The organism is Odoribacter splanchnicus DSM 20712, from assembly GCF_000190535.1.
Lineage (GTDB): Bacteria > Bacteroidota > Bacteroidia > Bacteroidales > Marinifilaceae > Odoribacter > Odoribacter splanchnicus.
In genome coordinates this window covers 2,123,328-2,142,628 of sequence record NC_015160.1, presented here as the reverse complement: position 1 = coordinate 2,142,628, position 19,301 = coordinate 2,123,328, and the positions used below count along the sequence as shown (strand labels likewise).

Below are 19,301 nucleotides of genomic sequence, written 5' to 3'. Positions count from 1 at the left end.
GTTGTTCACGCTCTTTTTTTATTTATTATTTCGTTTCTTCCTCATTCCCTTTGGAACGCGGGTGAAATTTATTAATTGTATCTTTCAGATAATGATCGTCGAGATGGGTATAAATTTCTGTTGTCAGGATGGATTCATGTCCCAACATATCTTGTACCGCTCTCAGGTCTGCTCCTCCACTCACCAAATGAGAAGCAAAAGAATGACGGAAAGTATGAGGAGACACATTTTTCTTGATTCCGGCACGGGTAGCCAGGTGTTTGATAATATTGAACACCATTACTCTCGAAAGAGCAGTTCCCCGTTTGTTCAGGAATAAAACATCTTCGTATCCTTTTTCAATTTCCAGGTAATCGCGGTATACTTTCATATATTGTTTGATTTCCTGTTTTGCATTTTTGCTCAGTGGAATCATCCGTTCTTTGTTCCCTTTCCCTTCGATTTTCACAATTCCCTGACGGAAATTGATGTTGGATAATTTTATACTGATCAGCTCTGAAACGCGTAATCCGCAGGAATAAAGCATTTCGATAATGGCTTTATTACGCTGGGCTTCCGGTTTGTACATCTCTACAGAATTCAACATGGCGTCGATTTCTTCGGTTGTCAGGATGTTCGGTAATTTCCGTCCGATTTTCGGAGCTTCGAGTAATTTGGTCGGATTGTTTTCCAACTGTCCGTCGAATACTAAAAATTTATAAAATGAACGAATACTGGAAATACATCTCGCTTGTGTACGATTGGTAACTCCAACTTCGTTTATAAACATCAAATAATCTTTCAGATGGTCGTAGGATATCGCATCAGGCGTTGTAACGTGATGTTTGTCAGCGCAATACTTTGCCAGCTTCTTAATGTCGTTTAAGTAAGCTTCTACTGAATTCGATGAAAGTGATTTTTCTAAAATCAGATAAGTTTTGTAACTTTCAATAGCATCTTCCCAAGTCATTGTTGTCAAATTTATATGTATTAATAATTAAACAAAAGTCCACCTTATCACACAGTATATTTTTAATTAATGCCTAAAGGTATATCTTTTTTTTTTATTCGATTTATATTTTTCTGAATTTAACTATGTAAAGTAAAATAATTAACAAATACATTTGTGTAAAAAGTTGATTATTATGGATTTGAGATTTTGAACAAATATAGTAAAAAAGTAGGAATTTGATATTAGAAATTTTGAAATACCGACGTAAAAGTTAGAAAAATGAGTAATTTTGTAGAATAAGTTTAGATCACAAATACGGAGAAAATGCAGATATTATTACTTAATGGCCCCAATTTGAATTTACTGGGAGTGCGGGAACCGGAGGTGTATGGAAAAGAAACATTTACAGATTATTTTCGTCAGTTAAAAAATAAATATCCGTTGGTGGATATTTCCTGTTTTCAATCCAATGTAGAGGGGGAACTGATCGATAAGATCCACGAGGTAGGTTTCAGTTACGACGGGATTATTTTGAATGCAGGTGCCTATACCCATACTTCGATCGCTTTAGCCGATGCGATTGCTGCGGTTAAAGCTCCGGTGGTCGAGGTACATATTTCCAATACAGCCCGGCGGGAGGCTTTCCGGCATGTTTCTTATCTGACAGCTGTTTGCCGGGGCGTGATCATGGGGTTCGGACTGAAATCTTATGAATTAGCCTTATTGGCTTTGATTAATGAAAAATAATGTATACGGAAAAGGACGGATTGCGTATATAAAAATATAACGGGATAAATAAATTACTAAATGAAAAGAACAAAGATTGTCGCAACCATTTCGGATAAAAGATGCGAAATAGGCTTTTTAAGAGAGTTGTATGAAGCCGGGATGAATGTGGTTCGGTTGAATACTGCTCACCAGACGCTCGACGAAGCGATGAAAGTGGTACGGAATGTACGTGCTGTCTCAGATCAGATCGCCTTGTTGATCGATACCAAAGGCCCCGAAGTCAGAACTTGTGATATTGTCGTGCCTGTCCGTGTCGGGAAGGGGGAAATTATTTTTATGACGGGTGACCGGACTTTGGTGGCTGAAAAGTTGATCCATGTGTCTTATGAACATTTTGTCCGTGATGTTCAGATCGGCGATAAAATTCTGGTAGATGACGGGGATGTCGAGCTGATCGTACGGGATAAAAAAGAAAACTGTCTCGAATTGGAAGCTTCGAATCCGGGAGAGATAAAAGATAAGAAGAGTATCAATGTGCCGGGAGTGAACATGCATCTCGAGTCGTTAAGTGATAAAGACCGGAAATTTATTCAGTTCGCTATGGATAATAAATTGGATTTCATCGCCCATTCTTTTGTCAGAAATAAGCAGGATGTGATGGAAATCCAGCAAATTTTGGATGAACAGCATAGCAACATCAAAATTATTGCAAAAATAGAAAATCAGGAAGGGGTGAATCATATCGATGAGATTCTCGATCATGTATATGGCGTGATGGTGGCCAGAGGGGATTTAGCTATCGAGATCGATGCTGAAAAGATACCCCTGATTCAGCGCTATATCGTCAATAAATGTATCGAGAGTAAAAAGCCGGTGATCATCGCAACCCAGATGTTGCACACGATGATCGACCATCCGCGTCCGACCCGGGCCGAGGTGAGCGATATTGCCAATGCTGTTTTCAGTGGAACGGATGCCATTATGCTGAGTGGGGAGACGGCTTATGGAGATTATCCTTTGGAAGCCGTTAAAGTGATGAGCCGTGTTGCTGAGGCCAATGAGTCGATTTTACCGCCCGATGCCAACCGGAATTTAGTTCGTATTAATAATGAGATTACAGCAGCTTTGGCCAGAGTGGCTGTCCGGATGACTACCATGTTGCCCATCAAGGCGATTGTGGTAGATACGAATTCCGGACGTACAGCCCGTTATCTGTCGGCTTTTCGGGGCGGTTTGCCTGTATATGCCCGTTGTTACGACGAACATGTGATGCGCGAATTAGCTCTTTCTTTCGGGGTGAGACCTTATTTTTCCGTAAAACCCCATTCAAGGGATGAGTTTATGCGGGACATTCCACAGGTATTATTGCAGAACGGTTACCAGCCTGAAGATCAGATCCTGGTGATCGGAGGAAGTTTCGGACATGTCCGCGGGGCATCTTTCCTTGAAGTTTGTAAAATCAGTGATATAAAATAACAGGGAACAGGCAGAGGAGTGTAGGATGATAAAAGCAGTTTTTTTTGATATAGACGGAACATTGGTGAGTTTTCACACTCACCGGGTTTCCGAAGCTACCCGGCAAGCTATCCGGCAGTTAAGGACTCAGGGAATAAAAGTATTTATAGCTACCGGGCGGCATTTACAAGTAATTAATAATCTGGGTGATCTGGAGTTCGACGGGTATGTGACCCTGAATGGCAGTTGTTGTTATATCGGACGGGATCGGGTCATTTACCGGAGGATGATTCCGGAGATCGCCTTGGAACATCTGATAAAGTATCAGGAAGAGAAGGAGACCTTCCCCTGTATTTTTGTCCGGGAGAAGGATATGTTTATCAACTATAATAATCAGCATACCCGGGAGGTATTCCGGATGCTGGATTTTCCGGAACCGGTAGTGAAAGATATTCATGAGGCTACCCGGGAAGGGGTTTTTCAGTTGATTGCGTTTTTCTCAGAGCAACAGGAAGACCGGATTATGCAGGCCTTACCGGAATGTGAGGCTACCCGCTGGAATCCGTTGTTTACCGATGTCGTGCCGGTTGGGGGAAACAAGAGTATCGGAATGGAAAAAATATTGGCTTATTTCGGAATTTCCCGCGAAGAGACGATGGCTTTCGGGGATGGAGGAAATGACATTCCTATGTTGGAATATGCCGGAATAGGGGTGGCTATGGGAAATGCTTCCGAAGAAGTGCAGCGGCACGCCGATTTCGTTACATCCGGTGTCGACGACGAAGGTATTGTACATGCCTTGAAACATTTTCATATCGGCGGACTTTAAAAGTGTGGGTGAATTCCGATTTCACATCGATACGTCCCCGGAGTTTATCTGTTATGCTGCGGCGGTATAGGTTTAAACGATTACAAGGGTTTCAGAAACTATCTCAAACCCTTGTCCGTTTTGCCCGTTGTCACTGTTTAAAGCAGTTTCCCTGACAGATCTATTTTTATTTCGATTTCTTTGGCTCCTTTTTCGAGTTCGAACAGGTAATAGGTTTGATCCGGCGTTTCGTAACGTTCAATATCGTCGATGATATAATCGGCATAAGCCGAAGTTTTCAAGGCATTCATTACGGCGGTTTCAACTTCGTTTTGGCGGACATCGTAATGGGTATTCAGCCAATTGCCGGAGGCATCGAATATCACTTCTTTGCTGCGGTTTTCGTGTATGATATCTACCTCTGTACGGTTATGTTCGGTTTCAGTTTCGATGATACGGCAAGTCGGATATTTGTCATTGATGAATTGCTGGAGCGAAGCCGGTAATTCCGAGGCGTCGGGAAGATAGTTTTCGTAATCGTCATCGGTTAGGTCGGCCTGAACTTTGACCAAAATTCCGTCGGCTGAATAATAGAGATCGTATTCTTGTTTGTCTTTTTTCACTTCGATGACATAAATCGTTTCGGTTTCGTTACGCTCCAAACGATCGATATCGTCGATATACCATTGTGCATATTCACTGTTTGCCAAAGCTTTTTGTACGTCCTCAGGCAGTTGGCTGGTGTGGGTCAACTCGGTTTCGGTCATATACCATTGGCCTGTAGCATCGAACCAGGCTTTCCCGTCGAGTTGATTGTCGATGAATTCTGCTATCAGGTAATTGTTTTTCTTTTCCCATTCCACTTGTGTGGCGTTGGGATATTTACTTTCAAAAGCTTGGCGGGCTTGAGGATCAGGGGTTACCGAATCGTCGTTGTCGCAACTGCAAAAGCCGAATAGGGCTAATCCGAAAAATAATGCGTATAAGTTCATAGTTATTTATTTTTAATTAATTATCGATATCGATGAGTTGAAATGCTTTGTTGAATTCGAGTTCAAGCTGATTGTTCAATTTTACTTCATAAGTTTTACTGTCCCGTTCAATTTTCAAAATTTTAGCTTCCGGGTAGTGTTTGCTTACGTAGTCTTTAATGGCTTGAGGTACGATTCCTGTCGGTACTGTAGAATATTTACAGTCGACTTTTTCCCATGAGCCGTCTTTCAGAAATTCAGCTTTTTCTCCGTTGACAAATACAACTTCATATTTCTTTTCCCAAAAGTCTTTTTCCATTTTGGCCAGGGAAATTTCATTCTTAGGGAAATACTTTTGGATAAATTCCTGAGCTTTTTGAGGTAGTTGATCGACTGTAATTGCTCTATCGTCGTCGGCTTTCGCTAAGCCCTGCAAAGCGAACAGGCAGGCAAATAATAAAATGATTTGTTTCATAGCTTTCAAATTTTAAGTTTTACAATTCAAAAGTAGAACCCAAAACTGAAAAGATTTTGAAATCGGGAAAAAAATGAATTTTATTTCGACTTATTGAGAAAATCGATCTGGAAACAATGCTTTCCTGTATAATAATATCGGATGTGAAGCTGATATAATTTGCAGATCGATTCGGCAATAGACAGGCCCAGGCCGCTGGAGCCTTCACCGGTATGTTTGCCTTGATAGAAACGATGGAATATACGGGAGGCATCCAGTGCTTCCGGGTGACCGGTATTGCAAATGGTAAGGTGATCGGACTGAATTTCGATGTCGATTTTTCCTTGTGATTTATTGTGGATAAAAGCATTTTTGAGCAGGTTTGTGATTAGGGCGGTTGCCAGTGTTTCGTTCATATTCACCGTTAAAGTGGCTGATTGATGCACTTCGACTTGGATGTTTTTATAGTCGTAGATATCCTGGTAATCTTCGAGCTGTGAGCTGATCAGATCGTTCAGACAAATTTCCTGACTCTCCTGGAATTGGCCGTTTTCTATTTTGGAGAGGAAAAGCAAAGACTTATTCAGTCGGATAATATAGGTAAGGGTCTGTTGGATCTTGGCTATTTCGGTCAGTTGGTCTTCTGTAAGTGACTCGCTTTCTGCCATCATTTCCAGACGGTTTTGGCAGATTGCCAGAGGAGTCTGCAATTCATGCGAAGCATTACCGATGAATTGTTTTTGTTGTTCATAGATCGCCTGGTTACGTCGGTGAGTTTGAATGGCTGCTTCATTTAATTTCCGGAACTCTGTGATGTTGGTTTGCAAATCCGGAGGACTCTGGCTTTTACCGATCGTATATTGGTCCATCCATTTGAGTAGCACATAAAGGGGACGCATACTCCGGTAGTAAACCCAGGTATTCACCAAAAGAATAAGCAGGAGAAGCGAAAAATAGAGGAGAAGCATCCAATTCAGAATAGCTTCCTGTAAGTCTTGCTTTTCGATCGTCGGAGTACTGACCGTGAGTTCGTAATATTGTCGGTCTTTGTCTTTGAAAATGGTTCTTAGGACCCGTGCCGGCTCGGTTTCTCCCTTGGCTTCGATGTGGACCATTTCGTCGGAATACCGGATCCGTTTCTGTTTCTCGGCATAATCTGCAGTTACTGTAATCAGATAATAACTATTATTACTACCGTCAGATTGGGAAGGTAATTGTTCTCCTGCCAAGGCCCGGGTGATCAGTACCTCTGAATAATCTTCCAGAGAATCGTCTACTTCATCGTTGACTTCATCTATAATAGCCATATAAAATAGTATGCCCCAAGCCGCTAAAATGATCGGTAGGGCCAGGGACAGATGAATCAGGATGCGGTAGATTAATTTCATAGGGCTTGAAGTGACATTTTATATCCAAAACCATAGACTGCTTTGACCTCCGCGTTTGCACCCGCTTCGGTCAGTTTTTTGCGGAGGTTTTTCACCTGGGCATAAATAAAATCGAAATTATCCACCTGATCGATGTGATCTCCCCATACCGATTCTGCCAGAGTCATTTTATTGATTACTCTTTCGGGACGCTGGATAAAATAAAGTAGTATATCGTATTCTTTTCGGTTCAGTTCGATGGGGGTACCTGCAACAAATACCTGGAAATGGTCCGGGTCGATCCGGATATTACCGTATTCGATATAAGTGGCACCGGCATGATGATTTCTACGGATAACACTTTTGACCCGGGCAATGAGTTCGGCCAGATGGAAAGGTTTGGGTAAATAGTCGTCGGCACCCAGATCCAGGCCGGTGACCTTGTCCTCCAGTGAATCTTTGGCCGAAATGATGATGATATTTTCTTTCTTATTTTCCTTTTTTAATTCTTCCAGCAGATCCAGCCCGTTTCCGTCCGGTAACATGATGTCGAGCAGAATACAATCGTAAGTATAATCGGCCGTTTTTTCCAACGCTGTTTGAAAATCAGGAGCTTCCTCCGTAACATACCTTTCTTTCTCGAGGCTACGGCAAATAATTTCGCGTAATGACGGATCGTCTTCTATAACAAGAACTTTCATAAACTCATTTTTTCTACAAACAAATATAGTAATTCTGAAATACAACTGAAATCGCCTGGTTGGAAATCTGCTCCGTTTTGGAGGGGAGAAATAAATTGGCGAACCGGGAGTCCCTGTTTATTATGGTGTCGGACTCTGGATTCGCCAATCGAAAATTTGCCTGACAGGCAATTCTCGGGTTAAAAAGTTCAATCTGATAAAAAAGCCCCCGGGTAGGGAGCTTTTTTAGAAACTGGTCAGTGCACTGGCCAAGTCGGGTTCGATATCGAGAATCATGGGTAAGTGTAATAATTCCAGAACGTCCATGACTTCTGACGATATATTGCACAATTTGATTTCAGAATGATTGCTTTTGGCTGTTTTTACTAATGAGATAATACAGCCGATACCACTGCTGTCTATAAATTCAATGTTTTTAAAATCGAAAATCATTTTATTACCTTCTTGCGAAAGTATAGGTTTTAATTCTGATTTAACTTCTTCTGTCACTGCTAATGTAAATCTCTTTAAATCGATAAATTCTGCAATGATGCATCCTTTCTGCTCAGTTAATTTTGTAATCATTTTTTTGATTTTTAATAATGCGTTTTGGTTTAGATTAGTTGTTTTTCTTGAATGTAAATAAATTATGTTTCCTTAGGTTGCCTATAGAATGTCGAAAATAGGACAAAAAGTATAAATAACCAAATCTTTTTTATAAGAAAATCATATTCCGGCCGGATAAAAATTTGACGAAAGAGGAAGTCTGAACAGATATAAATTATATCTTTGTGATGTTTTTAAATGCTAACGTTTGCAATTATGACGGGGAAGATGACAGGTGGATTTGTGTGGAAGCGGTGACGGATCGGGATGAATATGAATCGACTAAATTTACGATATAAATAAAATAAAATGAAAACAACACCTTTTACCCATTTTCATGAAGCTTTGGGAGCACGTATGGCTCCGTTTGCAGGATATAATATGCCCATCGAATATCCGACAGGAATTAAAGAAGAGCATCTGAATGTCCGTAATAAACTTGGAGTTTTTGATGTTTCCCATATGGGAGAATTTTGGATTAAAGGACCGAAAGCTTTTGAATTGGTTCAGAAATTAACCACAAATGATGTGGCCGCTTTGATAGACGGAAAAGTACAATATAGTTGTTTCCCCAATGATAAGGGTGGTATTGTAGACGACTTGCTGGTGTATCGTTTCAGTGCTGAAAAATACCTGCTGGTAGTTAATGCTGCTAATATCGAAAAAGACTGGAACTGGGTGGTAAAATACGGCGCAGAACTGGGTATGAAACCGGGCGTCGAACTGGAAAATGCTTCCGACAATATTTGCCAGCTGGCTATCCAGGGGCCTTTGGCATTGAAAGCCATGCAGAAGCTGACCTCGGAAAATGTTGTCGATATGGAGTATTATACTTTTAAAGAAATACCGTTTGCGGGGATCGATAAAGTTATTTTCTCCACGACAGGTTATACCGGTTCTGGTGGTTGTGAAGTTTATGCTTATAATAAAGATGCTGAGAAATTGTGGAATGCCGTTTTCGAAGCCGGAGCGGAATTCGGGATACAACCGATCGGATTGGGTGCCCGCGATACCTTGAGATTGGAAGCCGGTTTCTGTCTCTATGGGCATGAAATCGACGATGATCATTCGCCTATCGAAGCCGGTTTGGGATGGATTACTAAATTCGTGCCCGGAAATGATTTTATCATGCGGGAATACCATGAAAAATTGAAAGCAGATAAACCGACCCGTTATATGAAACCTTTTGAAATCATCGACCGGGGAATTGCACGGCAAGGATATCCTATCGAAGATGCCGAAGGAAATGAAATCGGTGTAGTATGTTCGGGAACGGTATCTCCTTTAACCGGAAAATCTATCGGTACTGGATATGTTAAAAGCGGTTTTCATAAATTAGATAGTGAAATATTTATCCGGGTGAGAAATAAGGCGTTGAAAGCAAAAATTGTAAAAACTCCTTTTTTCTGATACCGGAAATTCAAATACCGAAAAACTATCCCAAAGTCATTATTTTGACTTTGGGATTAGTGTCTCTCTTAGAGAGAGTGATTAAATGATTTCTTTTTTGAGGTATATTCGGCACCGATTTGTTAAGGTGATTTTAAATTATAAGTAAATCCGAATATTTCTCTTATAAAATGATATTTTGCGCAGTATATTTTGCATATTTGTAACGTTTGAAGAAAAATTGAATTAAAATTTAAAACCTTTAATTATTATACAAAATGAGAAAACATATTTTTAACGCAGGTCCTTGTAAGTTGCCGGATATGACATTGGAAAATACGGCAAAAGCTGTGATGGAATTAGGGAATTGTGGCCAGTCTATTCTGGAAGTATCTCACCGTTCAGCTGATTTTCAGGCTGTTTATGATGAGACTGTCGCCCTGTTCAAAGAAGTGTTGAATATCCCCGATAATTATTCTGTTATTTTCTTGGGTGGTGGTGCCAGTATGCAGTTCTGCATGATTCCTTACAATTTCCTGGGTAAAAAAGCGGCTTATGTGAATACCGGCGTTTGGTCTAAAAAAGCAATCGCTGAGGCTAAACTTTGGGGTGAAGTTGAAGTGATCGCTTCTTCTGAGGACCGGAATTTTACTTATTATCCGAAAGGATTCCAGATTCCTGCCGATGTCGATTATCTGCATATTACATCGAATAATACGATCCGTGGTACCGAGATTTTCGAAGATCTGGATAGCCCTGTGCCCTTGATTGCCGATATGTCGTCCGATATTTGTAGTCGTCCGATCGACGTAAAAAAATATATGATGATCTATGGCGGATGCCAGAAGAACTTAGGACCTGCCGGTGCTACTTTCGTGATTATCCGTAACGACTATCTGGATAAAGTAGTGGCTGACCGCAAGATCCCGACCATGCTGAAATATCAGACTCATGTCGATAACGGATCTATGTTCAATACCCCTCCTTGTATCAATATCTTTGCCGTTGGTCAGACCCTGAAATGGATCAAACAAATGGGCGGTGTTGAAGCTATGGAAAGACGTGCTATCGAAAGATGCAATGCATTGTACAGCGAATTCGACCGCAATACGGTATTCCGTGCTGTTGTTGAAGAAGGTTCACGTTCTCGTATGAATATTCCGTTCTTGTTAGCCGAAGGATATGAAGAACTGGAGAAAGAATTTTTGGATTTCTGTAAATCTAAAAACATCGTAGGCGTGAAAGGTCACCGTTTGGTGGGTGGTTTCCGTGCTTCTACCTACAATGCTTGTACGATGGAAGATGTAAATGCTTTGATTGCTGCCATGCAGGAATTTGAAAAAGCACATAAAAAATAAATAATATTAATTCAGATGAAAGATTTACGATTTACGACCGTGCTGAGGCCTCTCGTAAATTGTAAATCTTAATCGTAAATTTTGGTAGTTATGACAAAGGTTCTGATTGCAACCGATAAACCTTTTGCTCCGGTGGCAGTAAAAGGTATCCGCGAAATCGTGGAAGCTCAGGGTTATGAATTGGCTTTATTGGAAAAATATACTTCTCCGGAAGAATTGATCGCTGCTGTTGCCGACGTAGATGCTATGATCATCCGTTCGGATAAAGCGACAAAAGAAGTGATCGATGCTGCTAAAAAACTGAAAGTAATTGTACGTGCCGGAGCCGGTTATGATAATATCGACCTGCAGGCTTGTACCGATCATGGCGTAGTGGCTATGAATACTCCGGGACAGAACTCGAATGCTGTGGCTGAATTGGTATTCGGTATGGCTGTTTATCTGGCTCGTAATTTCTATAACGGTAAATCCGGGCATGAACTGAAAGGAAAGAAAATCGGTGTACATGCTTACGGAAACGTGGGACAAAACGTGGGACGTATTGCCAAAGGCTTCGGAATGGAAGTGTATGCTTTCGACCCGTTCATGACCGATGAACAAATCAAGGCTGCGGGGGCTACTCCGTTGCATTCTGCCGAAGAAATGTATGCGATGTGTGATTATGTATCTCTGCATATCCCGGCTACCGAGAAGACAAAGAAATCGATCAATTATGAATTGTTGAATCGCATGCCGAAAGGAGCTGTATTGATCAACACTGCCCGTAAGGAAGTGATCAATGAAGAAGAATTGGTGAAATTGATGGCCGATCGTCCCGATTTCAAATATATTTCCGATATCGCTCCGGACAATGCCGCTGAATATGCCCAGTTCGAAGGCCGTTATTTCTTTACTCCGAAGAAAATGGGTGCTCAGACTGAAGAAGCGAATGTAAATGCAGGCTTGGCTGCTGCCCGTCAAATTGTGGCTTTCCTGGAACATGGAGATGCTAAATTTAAAGTAAATAAATAATATTTTTATGGCTATAGTAAAACCATTCAAAGGCTTACGTACTCCTAACCAGGAAGTATGCGAGGAATTGGCTTGCCTCCCGTATGACGTGATGAATTCGGAAGAAGCTGCACAGATGGCTGCAGGAAAACCGAAATCATTGCTGCATGTTACCCGGGCCGAAATCGATTGCCCTGCCGGAACGGATATCCACTCGGAAGAAGTTTACAATAAGAGTGTCGAAAATTTCAAAATGTTTCAGGACAAGGGATGGTTGGTACAGGATCCGGAAGCGAAATTTTATATTTATGCTCAGACCATGGAAGGCCGTACCCAATACGGTATTGTCGGTTGTGCTGCCTGTGAGGATTATATGAACGGGGTGATTAAAAAACATGAACTCACCCGTCCCGATAAAGAAGAGGACCGGATGGTGCTGACCCGTTATGTGAATGCTAACCTGGAACCGGTATTTTTTGCCTATCGTGCCGTGCCTGAAATTGACGCTATCGTTGAAGATATTGTGAAGAATCAGAAAGCAGACTACGATTTTGTGGCAGAAGACGGGTTCGGACACCATTTTTGGGCGATCAACTGTCCGGAAACCAATAAACGGTTGGAAGAGTTGTTCGCAACGAAAGTGCCGAACACCTATGTGGCCGACGGACACCACCGTACAGCTGCAGCTGCCCGTATCGGTGCCGAATATACAGCAAAGAATCCGAATCATACCGGTAAAGAAGAGTACAACTTCTTTATGGCCGTACATTTCCCCGACCATCAGCTGAAGATTATCGATTACAACCGGGTAGTGAAAGATCTGAATGGTCTGACCGAAGCTCAGTTGCTCGAGAAATTGAACGCTCATTTCGAAGTAAAGGAAATGGGTACCGAGATTTATCATCCGGCAAAATTGCACGAGTTCAGTATGTATCTGGGCGGTAAGTGGTATCGTCTGACCGCTAAAGCAGGTTCGTATGATGACAACGATCCGATCGGAGTATTGGATGTGACCATTCTTTCCAAACATGTGTTGGCCGATATCCTCGATATTCAGGATTTGCGTACCTCTAAACGAATCGATTTCGTGGGGGGGATACGTGGATTAGGTGAACTGAAAAAACGCGTAGACAGCGGGGAGATGAAAGTGGCTTTCGCTCTGTATCCGGTTTCTATGGAACAGTTGCTGAATATTGCCGATACCGGTAATATCATGCCGCCGAAAACTACCTGGTTCGAACCGAAACTTCGTTCCGGTTTAGTAATCCATAAAATTTGATTTTTGAAAATCTGAAATAAGATACCATCTTCTCTCAGAGGATGGTATTTTTTTCGGATGTGAATTTGGGTGTTAGTTTCAGTACAGGATAAAGCGTTCACGATTTATGCTTAAAGATATTCTGATTTCGATGATTATTTGGGTGGTAGTGGGATGTGGTAACGGCTCCGGGGTGAAACGACTGGATACAAGAGCTGTGGAAAAGGACACTGTTTTGAAATGGAGTCAATTGGTCGGTGAGAGCCGGTTAGTGCGTTTGGAGACGAAAGAAGAGGCTTTGTTAAACGATTATTTTCGGGTATGGGCCGGAGAGAAGTATATTATTACTTACGGAAACGAAGAAATGTATCAGTTCGCCGCCGATGGTACTTATATCCGTAAATTGGCTTCTTATGGACGTGCTCCGGGCGAATATCAGAATATTATAGCCCTCACAGTAGATGAACCGGGCGAACGATTGTATTTTTCGGATTATGGAAGGCAAAATAGTATCCAGGTAATTAATTTGAAAAATGGAGAATATGAAAATTCCCTGCCCGGAATTTACGGATTTCCGAAGAAGATGATACTGGCCGGTGATTCGGTTCTTTATTGTATTCCTTTGTTATTGAAAGATGCAGCCTATGAAATTTATGCCCTTACTTCTTCCGGACAATTCCTGGGAGGGATTAAAAAAGAGACTTGTCGGGAGGAGCGTCAGAAGAATCATTCTTATCTGGGGATAGCGGGAGGATTTGTTCACTATATGTCAGGGATAACGGATACTTTGTATCGGATAACTGCCGATACAAGAAAACCCGAATATTATTTTCATGCAGGATATTATTTGAAAGAATTCAAGCCTGATGAAAAAGGAGAAGAAATTGAAATGATAGTTGAAACTTCTCGGTTCATCTTATTCGATCGTTTATTCATCCGGATGGCTGATTCCAGATTTGGTAAAAATATAATTACTTACGACGAAAACCGGGATCCTGAAACTTATGTATTCGATAAACTGAACGATGGTTTATTCAAAGTAAAGAGTATTTATTTCGACGACCTTGACTTTGAATTGGAGGATTATCTGTTCGAAGTTTCTGAGCATTATCTTTGTCAATCTTTTTCTGCAATGAAATTTCGGGAAAGGATAAAATCAGCAAATTCCCCTTACCATGATTGGTATAATGCAATAGCCGATGATGATAATCCTGTATTGGTGTTGGGAAAGGTACGTAATTAAATTCGGATGACAGATTTCCCCGTTTTCGCAAATATCCTTAATTCGTTGAAGATAACGAATAACAGAGTATCTCCGGAGAGAAATTCTTATTGTTTTGGAAACTGATTGCGTATATTCGGTTGGATTTTTCATCGACACAGAAGCTTAAAATATAACGGTTCAAACGATATCTTTTCAAAAAACGGCCCTGCCAGTCGAATTGGTGTATTTCAAAATTATTATTGGAGATCGATAAATCTTTATTTTTAGAATCGCAGTATAATAAATAGATATAGTTGTCCGTGCTGAAATAGTTTTTATAGTAGTTGACTTCCTCTTCAACCCGGGCATTTAATTTGTCCAGGACGGTAACTTTATTTACAGATTTATCGATGGGAAATTGGTAACGGGTCGATTCTAAATTATTTAATGAAATAATATCGATGATGGGGAAATGCCTGTAAATAATGGCAACAGAATCCATCGTATTCGGTTTCAATATGTAAAATGCATGATAGATATTCGAATTGGCTATAAAATCGGTAATCTTTTTTTCTTTTATTATGGAAGGATAATTCTTGTAATTTAATAAATATCGATTACTGGAAATATTGGCAATGGAAAATTGATAATCGGACATACCTGAATTTGCAAAAATGGTCGAATCGTTGATTAAATATACACAATCCGCAGCTGTCAATCCCACTCTGACATTGATTTTCTCTGGGGTGTATAGAGGATTGGAGAATAAGCTATCGGTACAAAATAAAGTATATCTTAGTTTTTCAATAATAAGAAATTTATTCGGGGAATGCCGGTAAACCCTCGGCGTTAGATATTCATTGGGTCCCCGTCCTATACTTCCGTAGGTTTTTAATAAATGGAAAGAATTTAGGGAATAATATTTCAAGAATTTATTCTCGTCCGTTTCTGCATCTTTGATAATCAATAAGGTATCTGAAATCCAGATTTTTTCAGGATTCAATAATGTCGTATCCGTTAATGCGATAGAAGTCGGTGTTAAATCGATGACAGGAAAAGTATTTAAATCTTGTAACTCAACTAGTTTACATGAATATGGTTTTTCTCTGGAGGTACAAGATAATACCAATAGTAATAAACATATATAAACTGTTTTTTTCATATTTAATTCTTTATATAATCGATAAATATATTCATTATCATTTTATTATCGAGAGGAGAACCACATAAAATTTTATTATCTTCAATTAGAAATGTTTGACTACGAGGAATAAGAGGATTTAGTTTAAAAAAATTATGAGTATAATCAAAGTAGAATTGAAAATCCTTATTTTGCTTAATAATTTCATCTAAACGTTCAAATTCATCTCCTCTATTTGTAATAGATTGTTGATGGGCGGATCTAAGCATAGCAATAAAGGATATGGTATTGTAACAAATTTATACAAAAAATAGTATTTCACTTTCTTTTCCATATAAAATATAGGGCGGTGAGCAGCAAAAGGGCAGTAAGGGCGAAAGCCCATACATTTATTGCACGGGATTGCGCTGTCATGACGTAATCTTGCGGCAGGAAACGATAGGCATCGAGTTGCCAGGACAGTTTACCTGCGGTGGTTTGCCGGGTGTTGCTCGAGAGAATTTTTCCCGGTAAGAGCAATTCATATTGAAAAGTAATTTCATAGAGATCCAGAGAATCGAGTTTATGGTTTAATTCCGGGTCGTCGAGTGAGTCTATCCGTTGTCCGTGCCGGCTAAAATAATCGGTTTTAAAATAGTTGTCCAACATCTCGGGAAGTTTTGCATCGAGGGCATCGTATTTGTCCTGGTTCAGCCGGAAAATAGAGTCTCTGGCAGCTTCGAAACGGTTTTTGAACGGATGGTCGGGAAGAAGCCGGTCGATAGCTGCATAACTTTCGGCAAAAAGATTGTGATTTAGCCAAAGATAGGCTTTAGGTTCGATTTTTGACAATAAATCGCATAGTTCAGTGCCGTTTTTCCCTTGAAAAGCCGGATCATTTCCCTGAAACCATAGTGTCTGTTCCTCGGAGGTAAGATAATGATCCAACGGAATCTTGGTGAGGACTGAAAATGGGGGATAGGTTTCGGTATAAGAATAATAGGTGTAAAACCATCTGAATTCCTTCTTGAAAATGATAGAAGGTTTACAAACACTCCATAATCCGTGATTAAAATGAAAATTTTCAGCCATGGCCTCGACTGACGGGAAGCGACGGGAAGCGACAATTGTCAGGCGGGGTAATGTATCTGTTTGGAATAAAGCGAAATTTACAACAGGCCATGTTACTTTTTGTTGTCCGTTATAGCATTCGACGGTCCAGGTCGTGTCGAGTTGGATAGGAAGCGGATTCGCAGTCGTATCTCCGGCAATAAAAGCAGAATCCCGGGTCTCCACCGAAATGGAACGGACACAAGAACCGTCCCGGTTGACTTGGGTTTGCATTCGGTAAGATCGATGGGTGCAGGAAAAAAGGGTAAATACCACCAATATCAGGCTGAGATATAAATTATTTCGTTTCATAATCTTGAATTTTTTGGATGAGTTGTTTGATCTTTTGTTGTTTATTCATTCTGCTTTTTAGTTCAGAATAGAATATCGTCCTTTTTTCCTGGCTGGAAAGTTCGGCCGGAATATACGAACGGTCGGCATTATCGGGCGGACGATTTATTTCCTCTGTTTTTGTTGTCGGTGAGACGACCGGTCGGTAATTTATTTCATCGATCATCCATACCGATAATACCGAAGCAGCTATACCCGTCATTATAATTCGTATTTTAGATCTTCTACGGATTACAGGCTGCTCGATTTCCTTCATAATCCGTTGGGTCAATCCTTCGGGATCAGTGACTATCGGAGCAGTGTGTTGTAATTTATTCAGAATAGCATTGTACTTGTCCATAGGATTTATAGGTTTAATTTTTCGATTCTTTCCCGTATGTATTTCCGTGCCAGATATAAATTACTTTTTATTTTAGCACTGCTGAGCCCGCTGATATCTTTCACTTCCTCAGCCTCCAGCCCTTCCAGGTCCCATAATGTAAAGATCAATTTTTGCTTGGGCGTCAATTCTTGAGTGAGGTAAAGGATGATCTGGATCAACTCCTCATTCATCACTTTGTTCTCCAAATTTTCATCGGAAAGTTGTTGATAAGCTTTTAGAAAATCAATTTCCGAATCATGTACGATCGGGCGCTTTTTATACGAACGCAATGAATCGTAACAGAGATTGACGGTGATTTTATATAACCAGGTTGTAAATTTTGCTTGCAAATTGAATTGGGGAAGATGAGTCCAGACCCGGATAAATGTTTCTTGTGTGATGTCCTGGGCTTCTTCATAATTACAAAGGAGTCTAAAAGCAAGGCGAAATACAAAATCCTGATATTGTCTTACGAGGAGACTGAAAGCATAGCTGTCTTGCCGTCTGCTTTGTTGAATTAATTTTTGTATTTCTAGTGTTTCCATAATTTATTTTGTGGATTCACTAATATAACGCAGAAAATCCTTATCGGTCGAAAAATTTGGGATTCCGGGACGGACCTTTTGTCCGGTTTTATATCAGACTTACTGCCCGGTATTTTGTTAGTTGCAATGGTTACAGTGGTTAAGGAGTAACCATAGAAACCGCTGTAACATTGCTTATCTTTTATTTTAGAAGTAGGTGAAAAGAGAGCTTGCTTAAAATGGGACGAAAAGTCCGTCCCGGAATCCCGGGAGAGGTTAATATTTCAGCCATTTGTAAAGTTCTTTCCAAGTGACTTTTTTGCCATACATTAAAATACCGATGCGGTAAATTTTTCCGGATAGCCAGGTAAAAAAGATAAAACTGACGATTAATAATGCCATAGAGGTCAGGATTTCCCAGGTCGGTACTCCGAAGGGGATACGGACCAGCATAACGATCGGTGAGGTGAACGGGATCAACGAACTCCAGAATACCATCGGGGATTCGGGACTTTTCATGGCGGCGAAACCGATGTATAACCCGATGACGAGGATAATCGACAAAGGGGTCAGGAATTGTTGCGAATCGGTTTCGTTATCGACGGCAGCACCGATAGCGGCGAATAAAGAAGCATATAACAGGTAGCCTCCGATAAAATAGAATAAGAAAGAGGCCAGGAATTTAATGATAAAGATCGGGTCGATGGTCATCGCAACCTTTTGGATGATTTGCATTTTTTCAGCGCTCAGATTCCCTGTACCGGCTATATCCGGCAGGCCGCCGGCCAGGTTGCCGGCATTTCTCAGTGCTTCCAGATCGATGCCCGGCAGGAAGAATGTTTGCATGACCAGGATCAGCACAAGGCCGAATACTACCCAAATCAGGAATTGTACGAGGCCGACAGCTGCTACTCCGATGATTTTACCTAACAGAAATTGAAACGGTTTGACAGAAGAGACCAATACCTCGATAATCCGGTTTGTTTTTTCTTCGATCACTCCTTTCATGACTTGAGAGGCATACATGAATATAAAGAAGTAGATAATCATGCCGCCGATCAATCCGATAGCCGAAGCGACTTCCGACGAGCTTTCTTTGGCTTCGCCCGAGTCGGTGATCTTTAACGTACGCACCAGTACAGGTGTTTGTGTGGCCGATAATTGTTCTTCCAAATCGGGGACTTGTGATTCGGCAATGACTTTTGCTCTTTTTATGTCTTCAATTTTTTTGCGCAATTGGGCCGCGATTTCATTTTTCAATTCCATAGGAACCTGAGAGAAAGAATAGACCGGAATTTCCGGGTGATCCATAATATTTTCCGGGATTGAAATCAGGGCGTAATAGTCATGTTGCCGGAGAAATTCCGAAGCTCCCGATTCATCGACCGGGGTATTCAGATATTCGAATGTATTGTTGTTGATTTGCTCGAATGGTGTCTCGAGTACTGACTGATTGATCACTGCAATTTTACGGTCCTGTGTGTCGTCTTTCAGAAGCATCCACATCAGGAAAGCATAAAAACCGGCTAAAAGAATGGGAACGACGAGTGTCAGTACCAGAAAACTTCTTTTCCGTACTCTGGTTGTAAATTCGCGTCCTATGATGATAAGCGTTTTATTCATTTCAGATTTATG

Annotated in this window: 19 protein-coding genes; 8 read left to right on the top strand and 11 right to left on the bottom strand. The window is 40.8% G+C overall.

From position 1 onward, the window contains the following. Window positions 1-25 precede the first annotated feature (25 nt). The gene (gene xerD / locus ODOSP_RS08955) at window positions 26-949 is read right to left on the bottom strand and encodes a site-specific tyrosine recombinase XerD (RefSeq protein WP_013612018.1); all 924 of its coding nucleotides are present in this window, start codon (window positions 947-949) and stop codon (window positions 26-28) included. A gap of 306 nt (window positions 950-1,255) precedes the next feature. On the opposite strand from xerD, the gene aroQ reads away from it, so the two are divergent. Genes aroQ through ODOSP_RS08940 form a run of 3 tightly spaced genes read left to right on the top strand, consistent with a single transcriptional unit; the run spans window position 1,256 to window position 3,944 of the window. Continuing rightward, entirely contained in the window at window positions 1,256-1,678 is a 423-nt protein-coding gene (gene aroQ, locus ODOSP_RS08950; protein WP_013612017.1) for a type II 3-dehydroquinate dehydratase, read from the top strand. Window positions 1,679-1,738: 60 nt separating this feature from the next. After that, a complete protein-coding gene (gene pyk, locus ODOSP_RS08945) occupies window positions 1,739-3,136 on the top strand; it encodes a pyruvate kinase (protein WP_013612016.1) in 1,398 nt (465 codons plus the stop codon). 25 nt (window positions 3,137-3,161) lie between these two features. After that, the gene (locus ODOSP_RS08940; RefSeq protein WP_013612015.1) at window positions 3,162-3,944 is read left to right on the top strand and encodes a Cof-type HAD-IIB family hydrolase; all 783 of its coding nucleotides are present in this window, start codon (window positions 3,162-3,164) and stop codon (window positions 3,942-3,944) included. A 137-nt stretch (window positions 3,945-4,081) separates the two neighbouring features. Here ODOSP_RS08940 and ODOSP_RS08935 read toward each other — a convergent pair whose 3' ends face one another. The 5 genes from ODOSP_RS08935 to ODOSP_RS08915 all read right to left on the bottom strand — a co-directional run bounded on the left by ODOSP_RS08935 (window position 4,082) and on the right by ODOSP_RS08915 (window position 7,980). Beyond that, window positions 4,082-4,915: a PepSY-like domain-containing protein gene (locus ODOSP_RS08935; protein WP_013612014.1), complete on the bottom strand. Its 834-nt coding sequence runs from the start codon at window positions 4,913-4,915 to the stop codon at window positions 4,082-4,084. A gap of 16 nt (window positions 4,916-4,931) precedes the next feature. Further along, window positions 4,932-5,369 (bottom strand): PepSY-like domain-containing protein, encoded by a 438-nt coding sequence (locus ODOSP_RS08930; protein ID WP_013612013.1) that lies wholly within the window; start codon window positions 5,367-5,369, stop codon window positions 4,932-4,934. 80 nt (window positions 5,370-5,449) lie between these two features. Continuing rightward, window positions 5,450-6,736, bottom strand: a complete 1,287-nt coding sequence (locus tag ODOSP_RS08925) for a sensor histidine kinase (RefSeq protein ID WP_013612012.1) — start codon at window positions 6,734-6,736, stop codon at window positions 5,450-5,452. Next, window positions 6,733-7,416: a response regulator transcription factor gene (locus ODOSP_RS08920; RefSeq protein WP_013612011.1), complete on the bottom strand. Its 684-nt coding sequence runs from the start codon at window positions 7,414-7,416 to the stop codon at window positions 6,733-6,735. Before ODOSP_RS08920 ends, ODOSP_RS08925 begins: the two co-directional genes overlap by 4 nt. Before the next feature lie 225 nt (window positions 7,417-7,641). After that, a complete protein-coding gene (locus ODOSP_RS08915) occupies window positions 7,642-7,980 on the bottom strand; it encodes an STAS domain-containing protein (protein ID WP_013612010.1) in 339 nt (112 codons plus the stop codon). A gap of 330 nt (window positions 7,981-8,310) precedes the next feature. Between ODOSP_RS08915 and gcvT the strand changes: the two genes are divergently transcribed. The 5 genes from gcvT to ODOSP_RS08890 all read left to right on the top strand — a co-directional run bounded on the left by gcvT (window position 8,311) and on the right by ODOSP_RS08890 (window position 14,239). Further along, window positions 8,311-9,411, top strand: coding sequence for a glycine cleavage system aminomethyltransferase GcvT (gene gcvT, locus ODOSP_RS08910; RefSeq protein ID WP_013612008.1), 1,101 nt, complete (start codon window positions 8,311-8,313; stop codon window positions 9,409-9,411). Window positions 9,412-9,668: 257 nt separating this feature from the next. Then, entirely contained in the window at window positions 9,669-10,748 is a 1,080-nt protein-coding gene (gene serC / locus ODOSP_RS08905; RefSeq protein WP_013612007.1) for a 3-phosphoserine/phosphohydroxythreonine transaminase, read from the top strand. A gap of 90 nt (window positions 10,749-10,838) precedes the next feature. Further along, window positions 10,839-11,759 (top strand): 3-phosphoglycerate dehydrogenase, encoded by a 921-nt coding sequence (locus ODOSP_RS08900; protein ID WP_013612006.1) that lies wholly within the window; start codon window positions 10,839-10,841, stop codon window positions 11,757-11,759. Window positions 11,760-11,766: 7 nt separating this feature from the next. Next, entirely contained in the window at window positions 11,767-13,017 is a 1,251-nt protein-coding gene (locus ODOSP_RS08895; RefSeq protein ID WP_013612005.1) for a DUF1015 domain-containing protein, read from the top strand. 106 nt (window positions 13,018-13,123) lie between these two features. After that, on the top strand, window positions 13,124-14,239 hold the full coding sequence (locus ODOSP_RS08890) for a 6-bladed beta-propeller (RefSeq protein ID WP_013612004.1): 1,116 nt from the start codon (window positions 13,124-13,126) through the stop codon (window positions 14,237-14,239). A gap of 37 nt (window positions 14,240-14,276) precedes the next feature. On the opposite strand, the gene ODOSP_RS08885 is transcribed toward ODOSP_RS08890, so the two are convergent. The 5 genes from ODOSP_RS08885 to ODOSP_RS08860 form a co-directional block, all read right to left on the bottom strand. Continuing rightward, window positions 14,277-15,362, bottom strand: a complete 1,086-nt coding sequence (locus ODOSP_RS08885) for a BF3164 family lipoprotein (RefSeq protein WP_013612003.1) — start codon at window positions 15,360-15,362, stop codon at window positions 14,277-14,279. A gap of 297 nt (window positions 15,363-15,659) precedes the next feature. Further along, a complete protein-coding gene (locus ODOSP_RS08875) occupies window positions 15,660-16,742 on the bottom strand; it encodes a hypothetical protein (protein WP_013612001.1) in 1,083 nt (360 codons plus the stop codon). Next, a complete protein-coding gene (locus ODOSP_RS08870) occupies window positions 16,729-17,121 on the bottom strand; it encodes a hypothetical protein (protein ID WP_013612000.1) in 393 nt (130 codons plus the stop codon). The genes ODOSP_RS08875 and ODOSP_RS08870 overlap by 14 nt, the downstream gene beginning before the upstream one ends. Before the next feature lie 5 nt (window positions 17,122-17,126). Continuing rightward, on the bottom strand, window positions 17,127-17,687 hold the full coding sequence (locus ODOSP_RS08865; RefSeq protein ID WP_013611999.1) for an RNA polymerase sigma factor: 561 nt from the start codon (window positions 17,685-17,687) through the stop codon (window positions 17,127-17,129). Window positions 17,688-17,942: 255 nt separating this feature from the next. Then, window positions 17,943-19,289, bottom strand: a complete 1,347-nt coding sequence (locus tag ODOSP_RS08860; protein ID WP_013611998.1) for an ABC transporter permease — start codon at window positions 19,287-19,289, stop codon at window positions 17,943-17,945. Window positions 19,290-19,301 lie beyond the last annotated feature (12 nt).

Bases quoted from the DNA above. Each gene is read 5' to 3' on its own strand.
- xerD (WP_013612018.1), bottom strand. From the start codon at position 949: ATGACTTGGGAAGATGCTATTGAAAGTTACAAAACTTATCTGATTTTA.
- aroQ (WP_013612017.1), top strand. From the start codon at position 1,256: ATGCAGATATTATTACTTAATGGCCCCAATTTGAATTTACTGGGAGTG.
- pyk (WP_013612016.1), top strand. From the start codon at position 1,739: ATGAAAAGAACAAAGATTGTCGCAACCATTTCGGATAAAAGATGCGAA.
- ODOSP_RS08940 (WP_013612015.1), top strand. From the start codon at position 3,162: ATGATAAAAGCAGTTTTTTTTGATATAGACGGAACATTGGTGAGTTTT.
- ODOSP_RS08935 (WP_013612014.1), bottom strand. From the start codon at position 4,915: ATGAACTTATACGCATTATTTTTCGGATTAGCCCTATTCGGCTTTTGC.
- ODOSP_RS08930 (WP_013612013.1), bottom strand. From the start codon at position 5,369: ATGAAACAAATCATTTTATTATTTGCCTGCCTGTTCGCTTTGCAGGGC.
- ODOSP_RS08925 (WP_013612012.1), bottom strand. From the start codon at position 6,736: ATGAAATTAATCTACCGCATCCTGATTCATCTGTCCCTGGCCCTACCG.
- ODOSP_RS08920 (WP_013612011.1), bottom strand. From the start codon at position 7,416: ATGAAAGTTCTTGTTATAGAAGACGATCCGTCATTACGCGAAATTATT.
- ODOSP_RS08915 (WP_013612010.1), bottom strand. From the start codon at position 7,980: ATGATTACAAAATTAACTGAGCAGAAAGGATGCATCATTGCAGAATTT.
- gcvT (WP_013612008.1), top strand. From the start codon at position 8,311: ATGAAAACAACACCTTTTACCCATTTTCATGAAGCTTTGGGAGCACGT.
- serC (WP_013612007.1), top strand. From the start codon at position 9,669: ATGAGAAAACATATTTTTAACGCAGGTCCTTGTAAGTTGCCGGATATG.
- ODOSP_RS08900 (WP_013612006.1), top strand. From the start codon at position 10,839: ATGACAAAGGTTCTGATTGCAACCGATAAACCTTTTGCTCCGGTGGCA.
- ODOSP_RS08895 (WP_013612005.1), top strand. From the start codon at position 11,767: ATGGCTATAGTAAAACCATTCAAAGGCTTACGTACTCCTAACCAGGAA.
- ODOSP_RS08890 (WP_013612004.1), top strand. From the start codon at position 13,124: ATGCTTAAAGATATTCTGATTTCGATGATTATTTGGGTGGTAGTGGGA.
- ODOSP_RS08885 (WP_013612003.1), bottom strand. From the start codon at position 15,362: ATGAAAAAAACAGTTTATATATGTTTATTACTATTGGTATTATCTTGT.
- ODOSP_RS08875 (WP_013612001.1), bottom strand. From the start codon at position 16,742: ATGAAACGAAATAATTTATATCTCAGCCTGATATTGGTGGTATTTACC.
- ODOSP_RS08870 (WP_013612000.1), bottom strand. From the start codon at position 17,121: ATGGACAAGTACAATGCTATTCTGAATAAATTACAACACACTGCTCCG.
- ODOSP_RS08865 (WP_013611999.1), bottom strand. From the start codon at position 17,687: ATGGAAACACTAGAAATACAAAAATTAATTCAACAAAGCAGACGGCAA.
- ODOSP_RS08860 (WP_013611998.1), bottom strand. From the start codon at position 19,289: ATGAATAAAACGCTTATCATCATAGGACGCGAATTTACAACCAGAGTA.